Raw genomic sequence first — 13775 nt, forward strand, 5'->3', positions numbered from 1 at the left:
AGTCATGGCCATTCAGTTCCGTCGTAGTGCGTTATGCGCAGGCATTGCCGCGCTGTTCGTGTCTGCCTTCACCGCTCAGGCGGCAGATATTCCGCAGGTAAAAGTCACCGTCAACGATAAACAGTGCGAGCCGATGACCATCACGGTTAACAGCGGTAAAACGCAGTTTATTATTCAGAACCACAGCCAGAAGGCGCTGGAGTGGGAAATTCTGAAAGGCGTGATGGTGGTGGAAGAGCGCGAGAATATCGCGCCGGGCTTCAGCCAGAAGATGACCGCAAATCTTCAGCCCGGGGAATATGACATGACCTGCGGCCTGCTGACTAACCCGAAAGGTAAGCTGATCGTCAAAGGCGCAGCGACGGCGGATGCGGCCAAAGGCACGGCGCTGCTGAGCCTCGGCGACGCCATTACCGCCTATAAAGCCTACGTCACCAAAGAGACAGCGGACCTGGTGGCAGGCACCAAAGCCTTTACCGACGCGGTGAAAGCGGGCGACATCGAAAAAGCGAAATCCCTGTATGCGCCTACCCGTCAGCACTACGAGCGCATTGAGCCGATTGCCGAACTGTTCTCTGACCTCGATGGCAGCATTGACGCCCGTGAAGACGACTACGAGCAGAAGGCCGCCGATCCGAAATTCACCGGCTTCCACCGTCTGGAAAAAGCCCTGTTTGGCGATAACTCCACCAGTGGGATGGAGAAATACGCCGAGCAGCTCAACAGCGACGTGCTGGAGCTGCAAAAACGCATCAGCGAGCTGGCATTCCCACCGTCGAAAGTGGTGGGTGGCGCAGCGGGCCTGATTGAAGAAGTGGCCGCCAGCAAAATCAGCGGTGAAGAAGATCGTTACAGCCACACCGACCTGTGGGACTTCCAGGCGAACGTCGACGGCGCACAGAAAATTGTCGATCTGCTGCGGCCTCAGCTGCAAAAAGAGAACGGCGAGCTGCTGGCGAAAGTGGATGCCAACTTTAAGAAAGTTGACGCTATCTTGGCGAAATACCGCACCAAAGACGGGTTCGAAACCTACGACAAGCTGACCGATGCTGACCGTAACGCGCTGAAAGGCCCGATAACCACCCTGGCGGAAGATCTCTCCCTGCTGCGTGGCGTACTGGGTCTGGATTAAGCGATGAACAAGCATGACGAATACGACGTGGCGGAACCTTCCCGACGTCGGTTGTTAAAAGGGGTAGGGGCGCTGGGCGGCGCGTTTGCCCTGGCGGGAGGCTGTCCGGTGGCGCATGCGGCAAAACCGCAAAGCGCCCCTGGCACGCTCTCCCCGGATGCGCGTATGGAAACGCAGCCGTTTTATGGTGAGCACCAGGCGGGGATCCTGACGCCGCAGCAGGCCTCGATGATGCTGGTGGCTTTCGATTCGCTGGCGAGTGATAAAGCCGACCTTGAGCGTCTGTTCAGGCTGTTGACCACGCGTATTGCCTTCCTCACCGCCGGCGGTCCCGCACCGGAAACACCGAATCCGCGCCTGCCGCCGATGGATTCCGGCATCCTCGGCGCGTTTATCGCTCCCGATAATCTGACCATCACCGTGTCGGTGGGGGAATCGCTGTTTGATGATCGCTACGGACTGGCGAAGCAGAAGCCGAAAGCGCTGCAAAAAATGACGCGATTCCCGAATGATTCTCTTGACGCGGCGCTGTGCCACGGCGATCTGCTGTTGCAGATCTGCGCTAATACCCAGGATACGGTGATCCATGCCCTGCGCGATATTATCAAGCACACCCCGGATCTGCTGAGCGTGCGCTGGAAGCGGGAAGGTTTTATCTCTGACCACGCCGCGCGCAGTAAAGGGAAAGAGACGCCGGTCAACCTGCTGGGCTTCAAAGACGGCACCGCCAACCCGGACAGCAGCAATACCGCGTTGATGAAGAACGTGGTATGGGTGACGGCGGATCAGGGCGAACCGGCTTGGGCGGTCGGAGGCACCTATCAGGCGGTGCGTATCATTCAGTTCCACGTGGAGTTCTGGGACCGCACGCCGCTGAAAGAGCAGCAAACTATCTTCGGTCGCGATAAGCAAACCGGCGCACCGCTCGGCATGAAGCACGAGCACGATGAACCCAACTACGCCCGCGATCCGAACGGGGATGTCATCGCGCTGGACAGCCATATTCGCCTCGCCAATCCTCGCACCAAAGAGACGCAATCCAGCCTCATGATGCGCAGGGGCTACAGCTACTCGCTGGGGGTGACCAACTCCGGTCAGCTTGATATGGGACTGCTGTTTGTCTGCTATCAGCACGATCTGGAGAAGGGATTCCTCACCGTGCAGAAGCGGCTCAACGGCGAAGCGCTGGAGGAATATATTAAGCCCATCGGCGGCGGCTATTTCTTTGCCCTGCCCGGCGCGCGTAACGCGAACGCCTGGCTCGCTCAGGGTCTGATAGAAGCCTGATAATCGTCCCTGCGACAGTTCGCGGGGACATTATTTTTTCGAAGGACTATCTTATTGTTATATTTCTGTAATATTTCTATATAAGACTGATTTTCCATGTAGGGGCAGTCCTAAAAGTTGCATTCAGGTAAAATAAATGTTGCATTTATGATAATTCCTGATGTACTTAAGAGAAGACAGCGGTAGTTCCCGGCAGTGATGCTAACTCACTATGGAGATCGCGAATGGTTGCGTCCTGTACTGGACAAGGTAAACACATCAACCGCAGTACCCGGCGCGGAGGCTCAGACTCCGGCAGCGATTTCTTCACCACCAAATTCTCTCCTTCACCTCAAGAACCTTTTTCTACCGACGTGCATAACGGTGCGCGTAGCCGTTGTATATCGTCATCCGGTAATGCAAGCAATGGCTTACAAGGAAGCCAACCCTCTGATGTTCGTGCGCATAATCGTGCCGATGCTGGCGCGTGTGATGAATACCAACAACTCAAGGTGCTATCCATGGGAAGACAGAAAGCAGTGATCAAAGCTCGTCGTGAAGCAAAACGTGTGCTGAGACGGGATTCACGTAGCCATAAGCAGCGTGAAGAAGAATCGGTCACCTCGCTTGTGCAGATGAGCGGCGTAGAATCCATTGGCATGGCGCGGGACAGCCGCGATGCATCGCCAATTGTGGCGCGGAATGAAGCTCAGGCGCACTACCTGAATGCTATCGAGAGTAAACAGCTCATCTTTGCAACCGGGGAAGCCGGATGCGGGAAAACCTGGATCAGCGCCGCCAAAGCGGCGGAGGCGCTGATTCATAAGGACGTGGAAAGGATCATCGTTACCCGTCCGGTACTGCAAGCGGATGAAGATCTGGGCTTCCTGCCCGGCGATATTTCCGAGAAGTTTGCCCCGTACTTCAGGCCCGTCTATGACGTGCTGGTGAAGCGGTTGGGCGCTTCCTTTATGCAGTACTGCCTGCGACCAGAGATTGGCAAGGTGGAAATCGCGCCGTTCGCCTATATGCGCGGACGTACATTTGAAAATGCGGTCGTTATTCTTGACGAGGCTCAGAATGTGACCGCTGCGCAAATGAAGATGTTTTTAACGCGCCTCGGGGAGAACGTGACGGTTATCGTCAACGGCGATATTACCCAGTGTGACCTGCCGTCGGGCGTGAAGTCCGGCCTGAGCGATGCCATGTCACGTTTTGAGGAAGATGAGATGATAGGGGTGGTCCGCTTCACAAAAGAGGACTGCGTCCGCTCAGCGCTGTGCCAACGAACGCTGGAAGTGTACTCCGACTAAGATCATTTCACATTTTAAGTCATTTCTTCCCGGCGTTATGCCGGGAAGCTTCCTTTATTCCCTCTGCACGCGTGGCTTTTTTAAATCATATTTATTTCCTATAGCATTCAACAGGATTTACGCCCCGTTTTGCGGTAATAATAATATTACTGTTAATTTGCTGCGAACGCTTTTTATACAGGTCACGAAAATGTGATATGTATTTATAATACCCACAAAATATCTATGAATATAATGATCATGCTAATTATTGGTTTAAAATTAAACGTGAATGTTGTCACAGAACATGACTAAGCAGTAAAAATTAAGTTGGTGTCTTTTGGGTAATTATCTATGTTTCGTACTTGTTCAGACAAAATTCTAAAAAGAAACTCGCCAGGGGATCGTTTCCTCTGGAACATCACGCTAAGGGTCATACATGAACGAACTGGTTAGTGCAATTAATGGTGTTATCTGGAGCCCGGCGTTAATATTTTTATGTCTGGGTGTCGGCCTCTATTTCTCGCTGCGTAGTCGCTTTCTGCAATTACGGCATATAAAACTTATGATTACCCTGATGTTTCAGGGGCGTCCTACCGAGGCAGGCGTGTCGTCGTTTCAGGCGCTGACGATGACGCTGGCGGGCCGCGTGGGGACAGGGAATATTGCCGGTGTAGCGACCGCCATTACCTTTGGTGGACCCGGTGCGCTTTTCTGGATGTGGATAGTGGCATTTTTGGGGGCAAGCTCTGCTTTTGTCGAATCCACGTTAGGTCAGGTTTATAAAGAGAAAATTAACGGCGAATATCGTGGTGGTCCTGCCTTTTATATTGAGAAAGGGTTAGGCGTGAAGTGGTACGCATGGTTATTTGCCATCGTAACGATTTTCTCCTGCGGATTATTACTGCCAGGTGTGCAGGCAAACTCTATTGGTGCGAGCCTGGATATTGCCTTTGGTCTGAGCCCAAATGTCACGGCGGCGTTACTTGCTGTGCTGTTGAGTTTTATTATTTTTGGCGGCGTAAAAAGGATTGCCAGCTTTAGCAGCATGGTGGTTCCGTTTATGGCGCTCGGCTATATTATTGTCGCGTGCGTGATTATCGCTATCAATATTGATCAGCTTCCTTCAGTTATATTGCTGATCTGGAAAAGTGCTTTTGGCCTTGAAGCTGGGTTTGGCGCTATTCTGGGCCAGGCCATCATGTGGGGCGTGAAGCGTGGCGTCTATTCCAACGAGGCGGCGCAGGGTACCGGGCCACATGCCTCCTCGGCGGCGGCCGTAAGCCATCCGGTGAAACAGGGGCTGGTTCAGGCGTTCTCCGTGTACATCGACACGCTGTTTGTCTGCTCCGCGACCGGGTTTATGCTGTTGATCACCGGGCTGTATAACGTGCAGGGCGTCGACGGCGCAGCGCTCTATACCGGAATAGCAGGCGTGGCCGCAGGACCGGGATATGTCCAGACGGCAATGGAAAGTATGATGCCGGGCTTCGGTAATTACTTTGTTGCCATCGCGCTGTTCTTCTTTGCCTTCACCACGATCATTGCTTACTACTACATCGCTGAAACGAATATCGCCTACATCAACCGTAAGATTCATCGCCCGTGGCTGACGTTCCTGCTCAAGCTGTGTCTGATGGCTTCGACGGTATATGGCACGGTACGCACCGCGGATCTGGCCTGGGGATTAGGGGATATCGGCGTAGGGCTGATGGCATGGCTCAACATTATTGCCATCGTTCTGTTGCATAAAAAAGCGTTTGCCAGCCTGAAGGATTATGAAATCCAGAATGCACAGGGGTTGGATCCACACTTTGACCCGGTTCGGCTGGGGATTAAAAATGCGGATTACTGGCTGGAGGAGCGTAAGGATGAAGCGGGTTTGAATATTGGCCAGAGACTTGCTCCCGAGGGAAAGCAACCGGCTGGAAAGCTGAATAGCTGAGGAATGGTTGAGACAGGCCCGTGCTTTTGTACGGGCTTTTTTTTGTAGGTGAGGCAGCTCGTGTCGCACCGGGGGGGATTGACTCGCTTCGCTCGCCCTGCGGGCAGCCTGTTCGCTATGCTCTCAGTCTGTCCAACTGGCTGCCGCCAGTTGTCGAACCCCGGTCGGGGTTCTCATCCCCCCCAAAGGCGTGCAACATGCGAAAAAAAAAGCCCGCATTTTCATGCGAGCTCTTCTTCAAATATGGCGGTGAGGGGGGGATTCGAACCCCCGATACGTTGCCGTATACACACTTTCCAGGCGTGCTCCTTCAGCCACTCGGACACCTCACCATATTGTTTTGCTGCCTGACCGCTTGGGGGGCAACGGGGCGCTACTATAGGGAGTTGCGCTAAAACGGTCAAGCAGATTTTCAGCATTCGTGCTTGTTCGGTTAAGCCTTAATCAGCTTATGTCGCAGCGCGCAGGATTAACGCTGCGAATCGAGCACTTCGCTATTTTTCACCACGTCCTGCGCTTTGCTGTAGCTTTCGATCAGCAGCTGGTAGGCCGGGAAGATGTGTGTGTACACCTCAGCCCATTCACCCGCATCTTCACGGTTCCACGTGCGCTGAATTTCGGAAGCAACAGCAGCCGTGTCCATCGGCACCACGCCTGCCTGCACCACGCGCGCCAGGGTGATCTCCTGCGCCATTTTGCTGTAGGTGCCGGAGGCATCAATCACCGCAAACACTTTATATCCGTCCGCCACCGCGCTGATGGACGGGAAGGCCATGCAGACGCTGGTGATCGTCCCCGCGATAATCAGCGTTTTGCGCCCGGTGGCTTTCACCGCCGCCACGAACTCCGGGTTATCCCAGGCGTTGATCTCACCCTTGCGTGCCACATACTGTGCGTGCGGCGCGTTGGCGTGGATCTCCGGGATAAGCGGGCCGTTCGGTCCCTGTGGAACCGACGCCGTGGTGATCACCGGGATCTTCGCCAGCGAGGCGATTTTTGCCAGCGCTGCTGCACGGGCGCGCAGCTCAGGCATTGGCATGTCTCCTACGGTCTGGAACAGCCCGCTCTGGTGATCGATAAGCAGCATAACGGCATCGTTTACGTCAATAACGGGACGTGCACCGTTGAAGTTTGCAGGGGTAGACATAATGCGCTCCTTATTACGTTTAGATTTGGCCAAAGCGGCCGGAGTTGAAATCGCGAATAGCCTCGGCAATTTCGGTTTTACTGTTCATCACAAACGGGCCATAGCCCACGATGGGTTCATTCAGCGGCTCCCCGGCCATCAGCAGCACTTTGGCATCGCTGCTGGCTTCGAGATGCAGTTTGTCACCGCTCTGACTCAGCACGACCAGTTGCGCCTCACCGGCAGGCGTGGTGCCGTTCACCGTCACGCTGCCTTCAACGACAACCAGCGCCGTGCTCCAGCCTTCGGGCTGATTGAGCGTCAGATGGCTACCCTGGCGCAGCGCGAGATCCCACACGTTCAGCGGTGAGAAGGTATGCGCCGGGCCGGTTACCTCTCCAAAACGGCCAGCAATCACGCGCAATGTTCCGCTGTTATCCGGCAGGGTGACCACCGGGATATCCGACTGAGTGATGCTCTGGTAGCCAGGCGTCGCCATTTTGTCTTTAGCGGGCAGGTTGACCCACAGCTGCATCATTTTCAGTTCACCGCCTTTCTGCGAAAACGCGCTGGAGTGGAACTCCTCGTGCAAAATGCCTGCGCCTGCCGTCATCCACTGCACATCGCCTGGGCCAATAACGCCGCCTCTGCCAGTGGAATCACGGTGCTCCACTTCGCCTGAGTAGACGATGGTCACCGTTTCAAAACCGCGATGAGGATGCTCGCCCACGCCGCGTTTCGCGCCGTCCGCCGGGAAGGTATGCGGTCCGGCGTAGTCCAGCAGCAGGAACGGGCTCAGGGGCTCGCCGTGCGTCTGGTAAGAAAACATCGAACGAACCGGAAAACCGTCACCGACCCAGTGCGGACGAGGTGCGGTATACACGCCTGTTACGTTTTTCATGATTAACTCCTGATGTCCTGTTGATGGAATTAGCTTATATTCAGGGCTAATATCCCGGTAGATAGCAAAAATGACATTCACTGTTCCTTAAATGGAACAATGGAGGCGTATGCAGGATCTCAATGATTTCGTATGGTTTGTGAAGGTGGTGGAGCATGGCGGCTTTGCGGCGGCGGGGCGGGCGCTCGATCAGCCTAAGTCGAAACTGAGCCGTCGGATTGCGCAGCTGGAAGAACGCCTGGGCGTTCGGTTGATACAACGTACCACGCGGCAGTTTGCGGTGACGGAGGTGGGGCAGACATTCTATCAGCACTGTAAAGCCATGCTGGTGGAAGCTGAAGCTGCGGAGGAGGCGGTGGCTGCTTTACAGGCTGAGCCGCGCGGTATGGTCCGGATCACCTGTCCTGTCACCTTGCTGCACGTTCACGTGGGGCCCATGCTGGCACGGTTTATGGCGCGCTATCCAGGGATCAACCTCCAGCTTGAAGCCACCAACCGCCGGGTCGATCTGGTGGCGGAGGGGGTGGATGTGGCGATCCGCGTTCGTCCGCGCCCGTTTGATGACAGCGATCTGGTATTAAGGGTGCTGGCGGACAGGGGGCACTGTCTGGTTGCCGGGCCGGCACTGATTGAACGGATGGGCAACCCGGCGATGCCCTCTGAACTCAGCGAGTGGCCGGGGTTAAGTATGGGGGCGGGCAAGCACCTGCATAAGTGGGAATTGAGCGGGCCGGAGGGCGCAAAGGCAGAAATTCACTTCACGCCGCGCCTGGTGACTACCGACATGCTGGCGCTGCGGGAGGCGGCGATGGCGGGCGTGGGCGTGGTACAGCTGCCCATTTTGATGGTGAAGGATCAGCTGGCTTCAGGTGAACTTGTTCGGGTGCTGAATGCCTGGGAACCCAGACGGGAAGTGATCCACGCGGTGTATCCATCCCGGCGCGGCCTGCTGCCATCGGTCAGGACGCTGGTGGATTTTCTGACTGAAGAGTATGCAAAGATGGTTGAGGACTAGCTTTTTGTAGGTCGGGTAAGCGTAGCGCCACCCGACACAATTACCGCAGAGGCTGCAAAGTTCGAATCCCCCACAGGCGTGCAACATGCGAAAAAAAAGCCCGCATTTTCATGCAAGCTCTTCTTGAAATATGGCGGTGAGGGGGGGATTCGAACCCCCGATACGTTGCCGTATACACACTTTCCAGGCGTGCTCCTTCAGCCACTCGGACACCTCACCATATTGTCATCCCGTTGTTGTCGGGACGGGCGCTAATGTAAGGAAAAGCCGTACTGCCGTCAACCCACTTTTTCAGTAATTTAGCGTGTTTAGACAAACTTCAGGCAACCTGATTCCGAAATGTGCGAAATGCGCCTCTTTTATCAGCAACGCGGTTTAGCGATAAATTTGTTATGCTGGCAAGCCAGTTGAAAATGAAAATAAAACAGCGCAATAAAAGGCAATGACTATGGATATTATCTTCTATCACCCCACTTTTGATACGGCTTACTGGATTAACGCGCTCACGGCGGCACTGCCTGGCGCACGCGTTCGCGAATGGAAACAGGGCGATAATGAACATGCCGACTACGCGCTGGTCTGGCATCCCCCGGTCGAAATGCTTCAGGGACGCCGTTTGAAGGCGGTGTTTGCTCTTGGTGCGGGTGTGGATTCCATTCTCAGTAAGCTGAAGGCACACCCTGAAATGCTGCCGGAGGATATTCCCCTGTTTCGTCTGGAAGATACCGGTATGGGGCAGCAGATGCAGGAATATGCCGTGAGCCAGGTGCTGCACTGGTTCCGCCGCTTCGACGATTATCAAGCGTTTAAACAGCAATCCCACTGGGAACCGCTTCCGGATTATCAGCATGAAGATTTCACCATCGGCATCCTCGGCGCGGGTGTACTGGGTTCGAAAGTCGCCGAAGCGCTCGCGCCGTGGGGCTTCCCACTGCGCTGCTGGAGCCGGAGCCGTAAGGATTATCCAGGCGTCGAGAGCTTTGCCGGAACGGACGAACTCCCGGCGTTCCTGAAAGGGACTCGCGTCCTCATTAACCTGCTGCCGAATACGGCGGAAACGGTCGGCATTATCAATGGCACGCTCCTCAACCAGTTGGCAGAAGACAGCTACTTAATGAACCTGGCGCGCGGGGTACACGTTGTGGAAGACGATCTGCTGAAAGCGCTGGATAGCGGTAAACTGAAAGGCGCAATGCTGGATGTCTATAGCCGCGAACCGCTGCCGACAGACAGCCCGCTCTGGGCACATCCGCGCGTGGCGATGACGCCTCATATTGCGGCCGTGACGCGACCGGCGGAGGCCGTGGCGTACATCTCGCATACCATCAGCGAAATAGAGAAGGGCAACGCGGTGACCGGACAGGTCGACAGACAGCGAGGCTACTGAGAGAAACCCGGCGTTCGCCGGGTTTTTGCTAATATTCGCCGCTGATAACTGCTATCCTTTGGAAAAACCGCAGAGGAGAGAAAGATGTATCCCGTTGACCTGCATATGCACACCGTCGCCAGTACCCACGCTTACAGTAACCTCCATGATTATATCGCTCAGGCGAAGCTGAAAGGCATTAAACTGTTTGCGATAACCGATCACGGTCCGGATATGGCGGATGCGCCGCACTACTGGCATTTTGTGAATATGCGTATCTGGCCACGCCTGGTGGACGGTATCGGGATACTGCGCGGCATCGAAGCGAACATCAAAAATACTGACGGTGAGATTGACTGCACCGGCCCGATGCTGACCTCCTTAGATCTGATCCTCGCCGGCTTCCACGAGCCGGTCTTTGCGCCCCAGGATAAAGAGACCAACACCGCAGCGATGATTGCCACTATTGCCAGCGGCAACGTGCACATTATCAGCCACCCGGGAAATCCGAAATACCCGATTGATATTCAGGCCGTGGCGCAGGCGGCAGCGAAGCACCGCGTGGCGCTGGAGATTAACAACTCCTCCTTTGTTCACTCGCGTAAGGGCAGTGAAGCCAACTGCCGCGAAGTGGCGGCGGCCGTGCGTGACGCGGGCGGCATGGTGGCGCTGGGCTCTGATTCACACACGGCCTTCACGCTGGGTGATTTTAGCGAGTGCCTGAAAATATTGCGGGACGTGAATTTCCCGGAAGAACAGATCCTGAACGTCACGCCGCGTCGTATGCTCGACTTCCTTGAGTCGCGCGGCATGGCGCCGATTGATGAATTTGCCGATCTTTAATTAATAACGGAATAAAAACATGAATGAGTTTTCCATCCTTTGCCGCGTGCTGGGCACCTTATATTACCGCCAGCCGCAGGATCCGCTGCTGGTTCCGCTGTTTACCCTGATTCGTGAAGGTAAACTGGCGCAGAGCTGGCCGCTGGAACAGGATGAGTTGCTGGAACGCTTGCAAAAAAGCTGCGATATGCAGCAGATTTCAACGGATTACAACGCGCTGTTTGTGGGAGAAGAATGTCGCGTGTCGCCGTATCGTTCTGCCTGGCAGGAAGGTACGACCGAAGCGGAAGTTCGGGCGTTTCTGTCAGAACGCGGCATGCCGCTGACGGATATGCCTGCCGATCATATCGGTACCCTGCTGCTGGCGGCCTCCTGGATTGAAGATAATGCAGGTGATGATGAGAACGAGGCGATTGAAACCCTGTTCGAAACGTATTTGCTTCCGTGGGTTGGCACCTTCCTGGGTAAAGTTGAAGCCCACGCCACCTCGCCGTTCTGGAGAACGCTGGCTCCGCTGACGCGTGACGCCATCGCTGCCATGTGGGACGAGCTGGAAGAAGAGAACGAAGAGTGATTTGAATCACAAAAATCCTGCAACGATACATTTCAACTTGCACGTAATGTGCTTCTGATCTCATTTCTATGGTGCGCATCTGCTAAGATGCGCACCATGAACATACTACTTTGTATTGCAATCACGACTGGCATCCTCTCCGGCCTCTGGGGTTGGGTGGCTGTCTCTCTCGGCTTGTTGAGCTGGGCTGGTTTTCTTGGCTGCACGGCCTATTTCGCCTGCCCGCAGGGTGGTCTCAAAGGGCTCTTCATCTCCGGCTGTACTCTGATGAGCGGTGTGATTTGGGCGCTGGTCATTATGAAAGGCAGCGCGCTGGCGCCGCATGTGGAAATCCTGGGGTACGCCATCACCGGCATTGTGGCCTTCCTGATGTGCGTTCAGGCAAAACATCTGCTGTTGTCCTTTGTGCCCGGCACGTTCATGGGTGCCTGCGCGACCTTTGCGGGGCAGGGGGACTGGAAGCTTGTGGTCCCTTCGCTCATGCTGGGATTACTGTTTGGCTACGCCATGAAGAACAGCGGCCTCTGGCTTGCGGCCCGACGCGAGAAGAGCCAGAGCGTTCCTGCGGTAAGTAAATAAAAAAAGGCGAGACGGAAATCTCGCCTTTTTTATGCGCCGCCGATTATGACTCTGGCGGCACCGACATCTCTCGGTATTTCACCAGCACCGCATTACTCACGTCACTTTTATTCTGAAGATCCCACAAGCCGCGATCGATACCGTCATTAATCAGGAAAATCACGCCGGTTTCGATGGCCGACATCAGACACAGCATGACCGGCTCGTTAGAGGTATAGCCAATTTCACCCTCCAGCAGACGCTGGTAATCGATAAAGCGGAACACCCCGGCCTGCACTTCATAAGAGAGAATCGTTTTGCTGGTGGTCACGGAGGATAATATCTCACCCGTGCTCACGTTAACCACGCGCAGGTTGACGGCAATCTGATCCAGCTGATACTGCGTGTCGGCCCCGATGCCAAAGTAACGCGCACCCGCGCCGCCCGATTTCACGTTACTTTCGTAGCCGATAATCGAGCCTTCCACCATGATATTGGCTGCGGTGAGAGACTGTAGCGGCATGCGGTTATTGACGCCAACGGTACCATTCTCCTGCGCGGCACGAATGATTTTTCGTTCGTTAAGCAGGTTTTGCAGCCCCTGACGTTCCAGCGGGATAAACCAGCGAGAATCTTTCAGGGCGGTGACCAGCATCGCGGTGGCGCTCTGCGGTACGGCCGTCGAGAAGTTACTGGCCGGATACGGTTTGAACTGGCCCGTCTCATCCTGAATGTTATAGACCGAGACGAATATCTTCCCGGTAGGGACCGGCAGATGCGTCAGATCCCGGTAGCTCTGGGCACGAGGCATTAGGGTGGGTTTAGCGGCTTCTTTTGGCGGGGCAGTTAAACAACCGCTTAATAAGCACACTGCAACTAAAATAAAAAAGCGCTGCATAATAATTGTCCTTATTTCGGGGTTGTTTAGAAATCAGTTGAACTGGTCTGCAAACCGGAAACCTGGATTGTCGACGTTTTACCGGTTTTTCGGTCTGTCACATTTAGCTGAAGCTGCCCGTCTTTATTGGCAATATCGACGATAAAGTCGTTAGTGACCATCCGGCCGGGTTTTCCGGTATTAATGTTGGTTAATAAGCCACCTAATATTTGCGACTGGATGGCCTGAGTGAAATTATCCAGGGCCGACGGGGTCTCGATACCGAAATCATCGTCATAGCTGGGGTCTTTATAGGAGTTTTGAGCCTGAGCCTGGTTAAGCATAAAGGCTCCGTTATTCGGGTTGCCGCCAAAATTAGGGTTGCGGAACTGGAATGTCATATTTCCGGCCCAGCTCAACGGCGCAATGAGCATTAACGAAATCACTGTGTGTGCGAGACGCATTACAGCCTCCGAAATAGGTGTCGTTGCTAGAACTCATCTTTTGCTAAATCGCCTGTGCTCAAAAGGGCTTTGTTTAACTGTAGGCGGTTAATAGCTTCTTCTGTTTGTGCCAGCGCGAAAGCGACGTTCTGATCGAAGTCTCTTTTCGTTGGGAATAAAAAAGTCTGGTAAATAACGTCCTGATTAGCGGTTATTGTGATCCAGCTTCCCCACCGCGCACTGGGCCGTTCGTTGATGGTTAAGTTACCCGGATAATCGCTTTCCCACTTATCGCTGAAGGCACGATAAAAATCGTGTCCGACAGAGGTGACGGTGTGGTCGGTCAACAGTCCGGGAACTTCCACCTCAACAGCCTGAAGGTTTCCGGCAGCAAGCATAATGCCTGCTGCGGCAATCCAACTTAGGGTGCGTTTCAT

General features: G+C 54.7%; 14 protein-coding genes and 2 tRNA genes. 9 read left to right on the top strand and 7 right to left on the bottom strand.

Annotated features, from left to right (window positions below; genetic code table 11):
• The first annotated feature begins 4 nt into the window (after window positions 1–4).
• The 4 genes from efeO to KTH07_RS05590 all read left to right on the top strand — a co-directional run bounded on the left by efeO (window position 5) and on the right by KTH07_RS05590 (window position 5635).
• Window positions 5–1132, top strand: coding sequence for an iron uptake system protein EfeO (gene efeO, locus KTH07_RS05575; protein WP_023303411.1), 1128 nt, complete (start codon window positions 5–7; stop codon window positions 1130–1132).
• 3 nt (window positions 1133–1135) lie between these two features.
• Window positions 1136–2419 (top strand): iron uptake transporter deferrochelatase/peroxidase subunit, encoded by a 1284-nt coding sequence (gene efeB / locus KTH07_RS05580; protein WP_032619947.1) that lies wholly within the window; start codon window positions 1136–1138, stop codon window positions 2417–2419.
• A 500-nt stretch (window positions 2420–2919) separates the two neighbouring features.
• A complete protein-coding gene (gene phoH / locus KTH07_RS05585) occupies window positions 2920–3711 on the top strand; it encodes a phosphate starvation-inducible protein PhoH (RefSeq protein ID WP_017384762.1) in 792 nt (263 codons plus the stop codon).
• 418 nt (window positions 3712–4129) lie between these two features.
• A complete protein-coding gene (locus KTH07_RS05590; RefSeq protein ID WP_017384761.1) occupies window positions 4130–5635 on the top strand; it encodes a sodium:alanine symporter family protein in 1506 nt (501 codons plus the stop codon).
• Between the two features lie 244 nt (window positions 5636–5879).
• On the opposite strand, the gene KTH07_RS05595 is transcribed toward KTH07_RS05590, so the two are convergent.
• From KTH07_RS05595 to KTH07_RS05605, 3 genes are all read right to left on the bottom strand, one after another.
• A tRNA-Ser gene (locus KTH07_RS05595) sits at window positions 5880–5967 on the bottom strand.
• A 137-nt stretch (window positions 5968–6104) separates the two neighbouring features.
• Entirely contained in the window at window positions 6105–6782 is a 678-nt protein-coding gene (locus KTH07_RS05600; RefSeq protein WP_003858068.1) for an isochorismatase family protein, read from the bottom strand.
• 19 nt (window positions 6783–6801) lie between these two features.
• On the bottom strand, window positions 6802–7662 hold the full coding sequence (locus tag KTH07_RS05605) for a pirin family protein (protein ID WP_015570855.1): 861 nt from the start codon (window positions 7660–7662) through the stop codon (window positions 6802–6804).
• A 109-nt stretch (window positions 7663–7771) separates the two neighbouring features.
• Here KTH07_RS05605 and KTH07_RS05610 point away from each other — a divergent pair, with 109 nt between their 5' ends.
• Window positions 7772–8677, top strand: coding sequence for a LysR family transcriptional regulator (locus KTH07_RS05610; protein ID WP_017384759.1), 906 nt, complete (start codon window positions 7772–7774; stop codon window positions 8675–8677).
• A gap of 131 nt (window positions 8678–8808) precedes the next feature.
• Here the strand turns inward: KTH07_RS05610 and KTH07_RS05615 are convergent.
• Window positions 8809–8896: transfer RNA gene (locus KTH07_RS05615), tRNA-Ser, on the bottom strand.
• 229 nt (window positions 8897–9125) lie between these two features.
• Between KTH07_RS05615 and ghrA the strand changes: the two genes are divergently transcribed.
• The 4 genes from ghrA to KTH07_RS05635 all read left to right on the top strand — a co-directional run bounded on the left by ghrA (window position 9126) and on the right by KTH07_RS05635 (window position 12039).
• Window positions 9126–10064: a glyoxylate/hydroxypyruvate reductase GhrA gene (gene ghrA, locus KTH07_RS05620; protein ID WP_017384758.1), complete on the top strand. Its 939-nt coding sequence runs from the start codon at window positions 9126–9128 to the stop codon at window positions 10062–10064.
• A gap of 84 nt (window positions 10065–10148) precedes the next feature.
• Entirely contained in the window at window positions 10149–10886 is a 738-nt protein-coding gene (locus KTH07_RS05625) for a phosphatase (protein WP_003858061.1), read from the top strand.
• Between the two features lie 19 nt (window positions 10887–10905).
• Complete coding sequence (locus tag KTH07_RS05630) at window positions 10906–11460, top strand: molecular chaperone (RefSeq protein WP_023303414.1); 555 nt, start codon at window positions 10906–10908, stop codon at window positions 11458–11460.
• Window positions 11461–11556: 96 nt separating this feature from the next.
• The gene (locus tag KTH07_RS05635; RefSeq protein ID WP_072159654.1) at window positions 11557–12039 is read left to right on the top strand and encodes a DUF1097 domain-containing protein; all 483 of its coding nucleotides are present in this window, start codon (window positions 11557–11559) and stop codon (window positions 12037–12039) included.
• Between the two features lie 43 nt (window positions 12040–12082).
• Here KTH07_RS05635 and csgG read toward each other — a convergent pair whose 3' ends face one another.
• Genes csgG through csgE form a run of 3 tightly spaced genes read right to left on the bottom strand, consistent with a single transcriptional unit; the run spans window position 12083 to window position 13775 of the window.
• A complete protein-coding gene (gene csgG / locus KTH07_RS05640) occupies window positions 12083–12916 on the bottom strand; it encodes a curli production assembly/transport protein CsgG (RefSeq protein WP_003858055.1) in 834 nt (277 codons plus the stop codon).
• Window positions 12917–12942: 26 nt separating this feature from the next.
• Entirely contained in the window at window positions 12943–13359 is a 417-nt protein-coding gene (gene csgF / locus KTH07_RS05645) for a curli production assembly/transport protein CsgF (protein ID WP_003858054.1), read from the bottom strand.
• Window positions 13360–13385: 26 nt separating this feature from the next.
• Window positions 13386–13775, bottom strand: coding sequence for a curli production assembly/transport protein CsgE (gene csgE, locus KTH07_RS05650; RefSeq protein WP_032619945.1), 390 nt, complete (start codon window positions 13773–13775; stop codon window positions 13386–13388).

This window comes from Enterobacter cloacae complex sp. ECL72, from assembly GCF_019056635.1.
Classification (GTDB): Bacteria; Pseudomonadota; Gammaproteobacteria; order Enterobacterales; family Enterobacteriaceae; genus Enterobacter; species Enterobacter hormaechei_C.

Coding starts and splice junctions, on each gene's coding strand:
- efeO (WP_023303411.1), top strand. CDS start 5: ATGGCCATTCAGTTCCGTCGTAGTGCGTTATGCGCAGGCATTGCCGCG.
- efeB (WP_032619947.1), top strand. CDS start 1,136: ATGAACAAGCATGACGAATACGACGTGGCGGAACCTTCCCGACGTCGG.
- phoH (WP_017384762.1), top strand. CDS start 2,920: ATGGGAAGACAGAAAGCAGTGATCAAAGCTCGTCGTGAAGCAAAACGT.
- KTH07_RS05590 (WP_017384761.1), top strand. CDS start 4,130: ATGAACGAACTGGTTAGTGCAATTAATGGTGTTATCTGGAGCCCGGCG.
- KTH07_RS05600 (WP_003858068.1), bottom strand. CDS start 6,782: ATGTCTACCCCTGCAAACTTCAACGGTGCACGTCCCGTTATTGACGTA.
- KTH07_RS05605 (WP_015570855.1), bottom strand. CDS start 7,662: ATGAAAAACGTAACAGGCGTGTATACCGCACCTCGTCCGCACTGGGTC.
- KTH07_RS05610 (WP_017384759.1), top strand. CDS start 7,772: ATGCAGGATCTCAATGATTTCGTATGGTTTGTGAAGGTGGTGGAGCAT.
- ghrA (WP_017384758.1), top strand. CDS start 9,126: ATGGATATTATCTTCTATCACCCCACTTTTGATACGGCTTACTGGATT.
- KTH07_RS05625 (WP_003858061.1), top strand. CDS start 10,149: ATGTATCCCGTTGACCTGCATATGCACACCGTCGCCAGTACCCACGCT.
- KTH07_RS05630 (WP_023303414.1), top strand. CDS start 10,906: ATGAATGAGTTTTCCATCCTTTGCCGCGTGCTGGGCACCTTATATTAC.
- KTH07_RS05635 (WP_072159654.1), top strand. CDS start 11,557: ATGAACATACTACTTTGTATTGCAATCACGACTGGCATCCTCTCCGGC.
- csgG (WP_003858055.1), bottom strand. CDS start 12,916: ATGCAGCGCTTTTTTATTTTAGTTGCAGTGTGCTTATTAAGCGGTTGT.
- csgF (WP_003858054.1), bottom strand. CDS start 13,359: ATGCGTCTCGCACACACAGTGATTTCGTTAATGCTCATTGCGCCGTTG.
- csgE (WP_032619945.1), bottom strand. CDS start 13,775: ATGAAACGCACCCTAAGTTGGATTGCCGCAGCAGGCATTATGCTTGCT.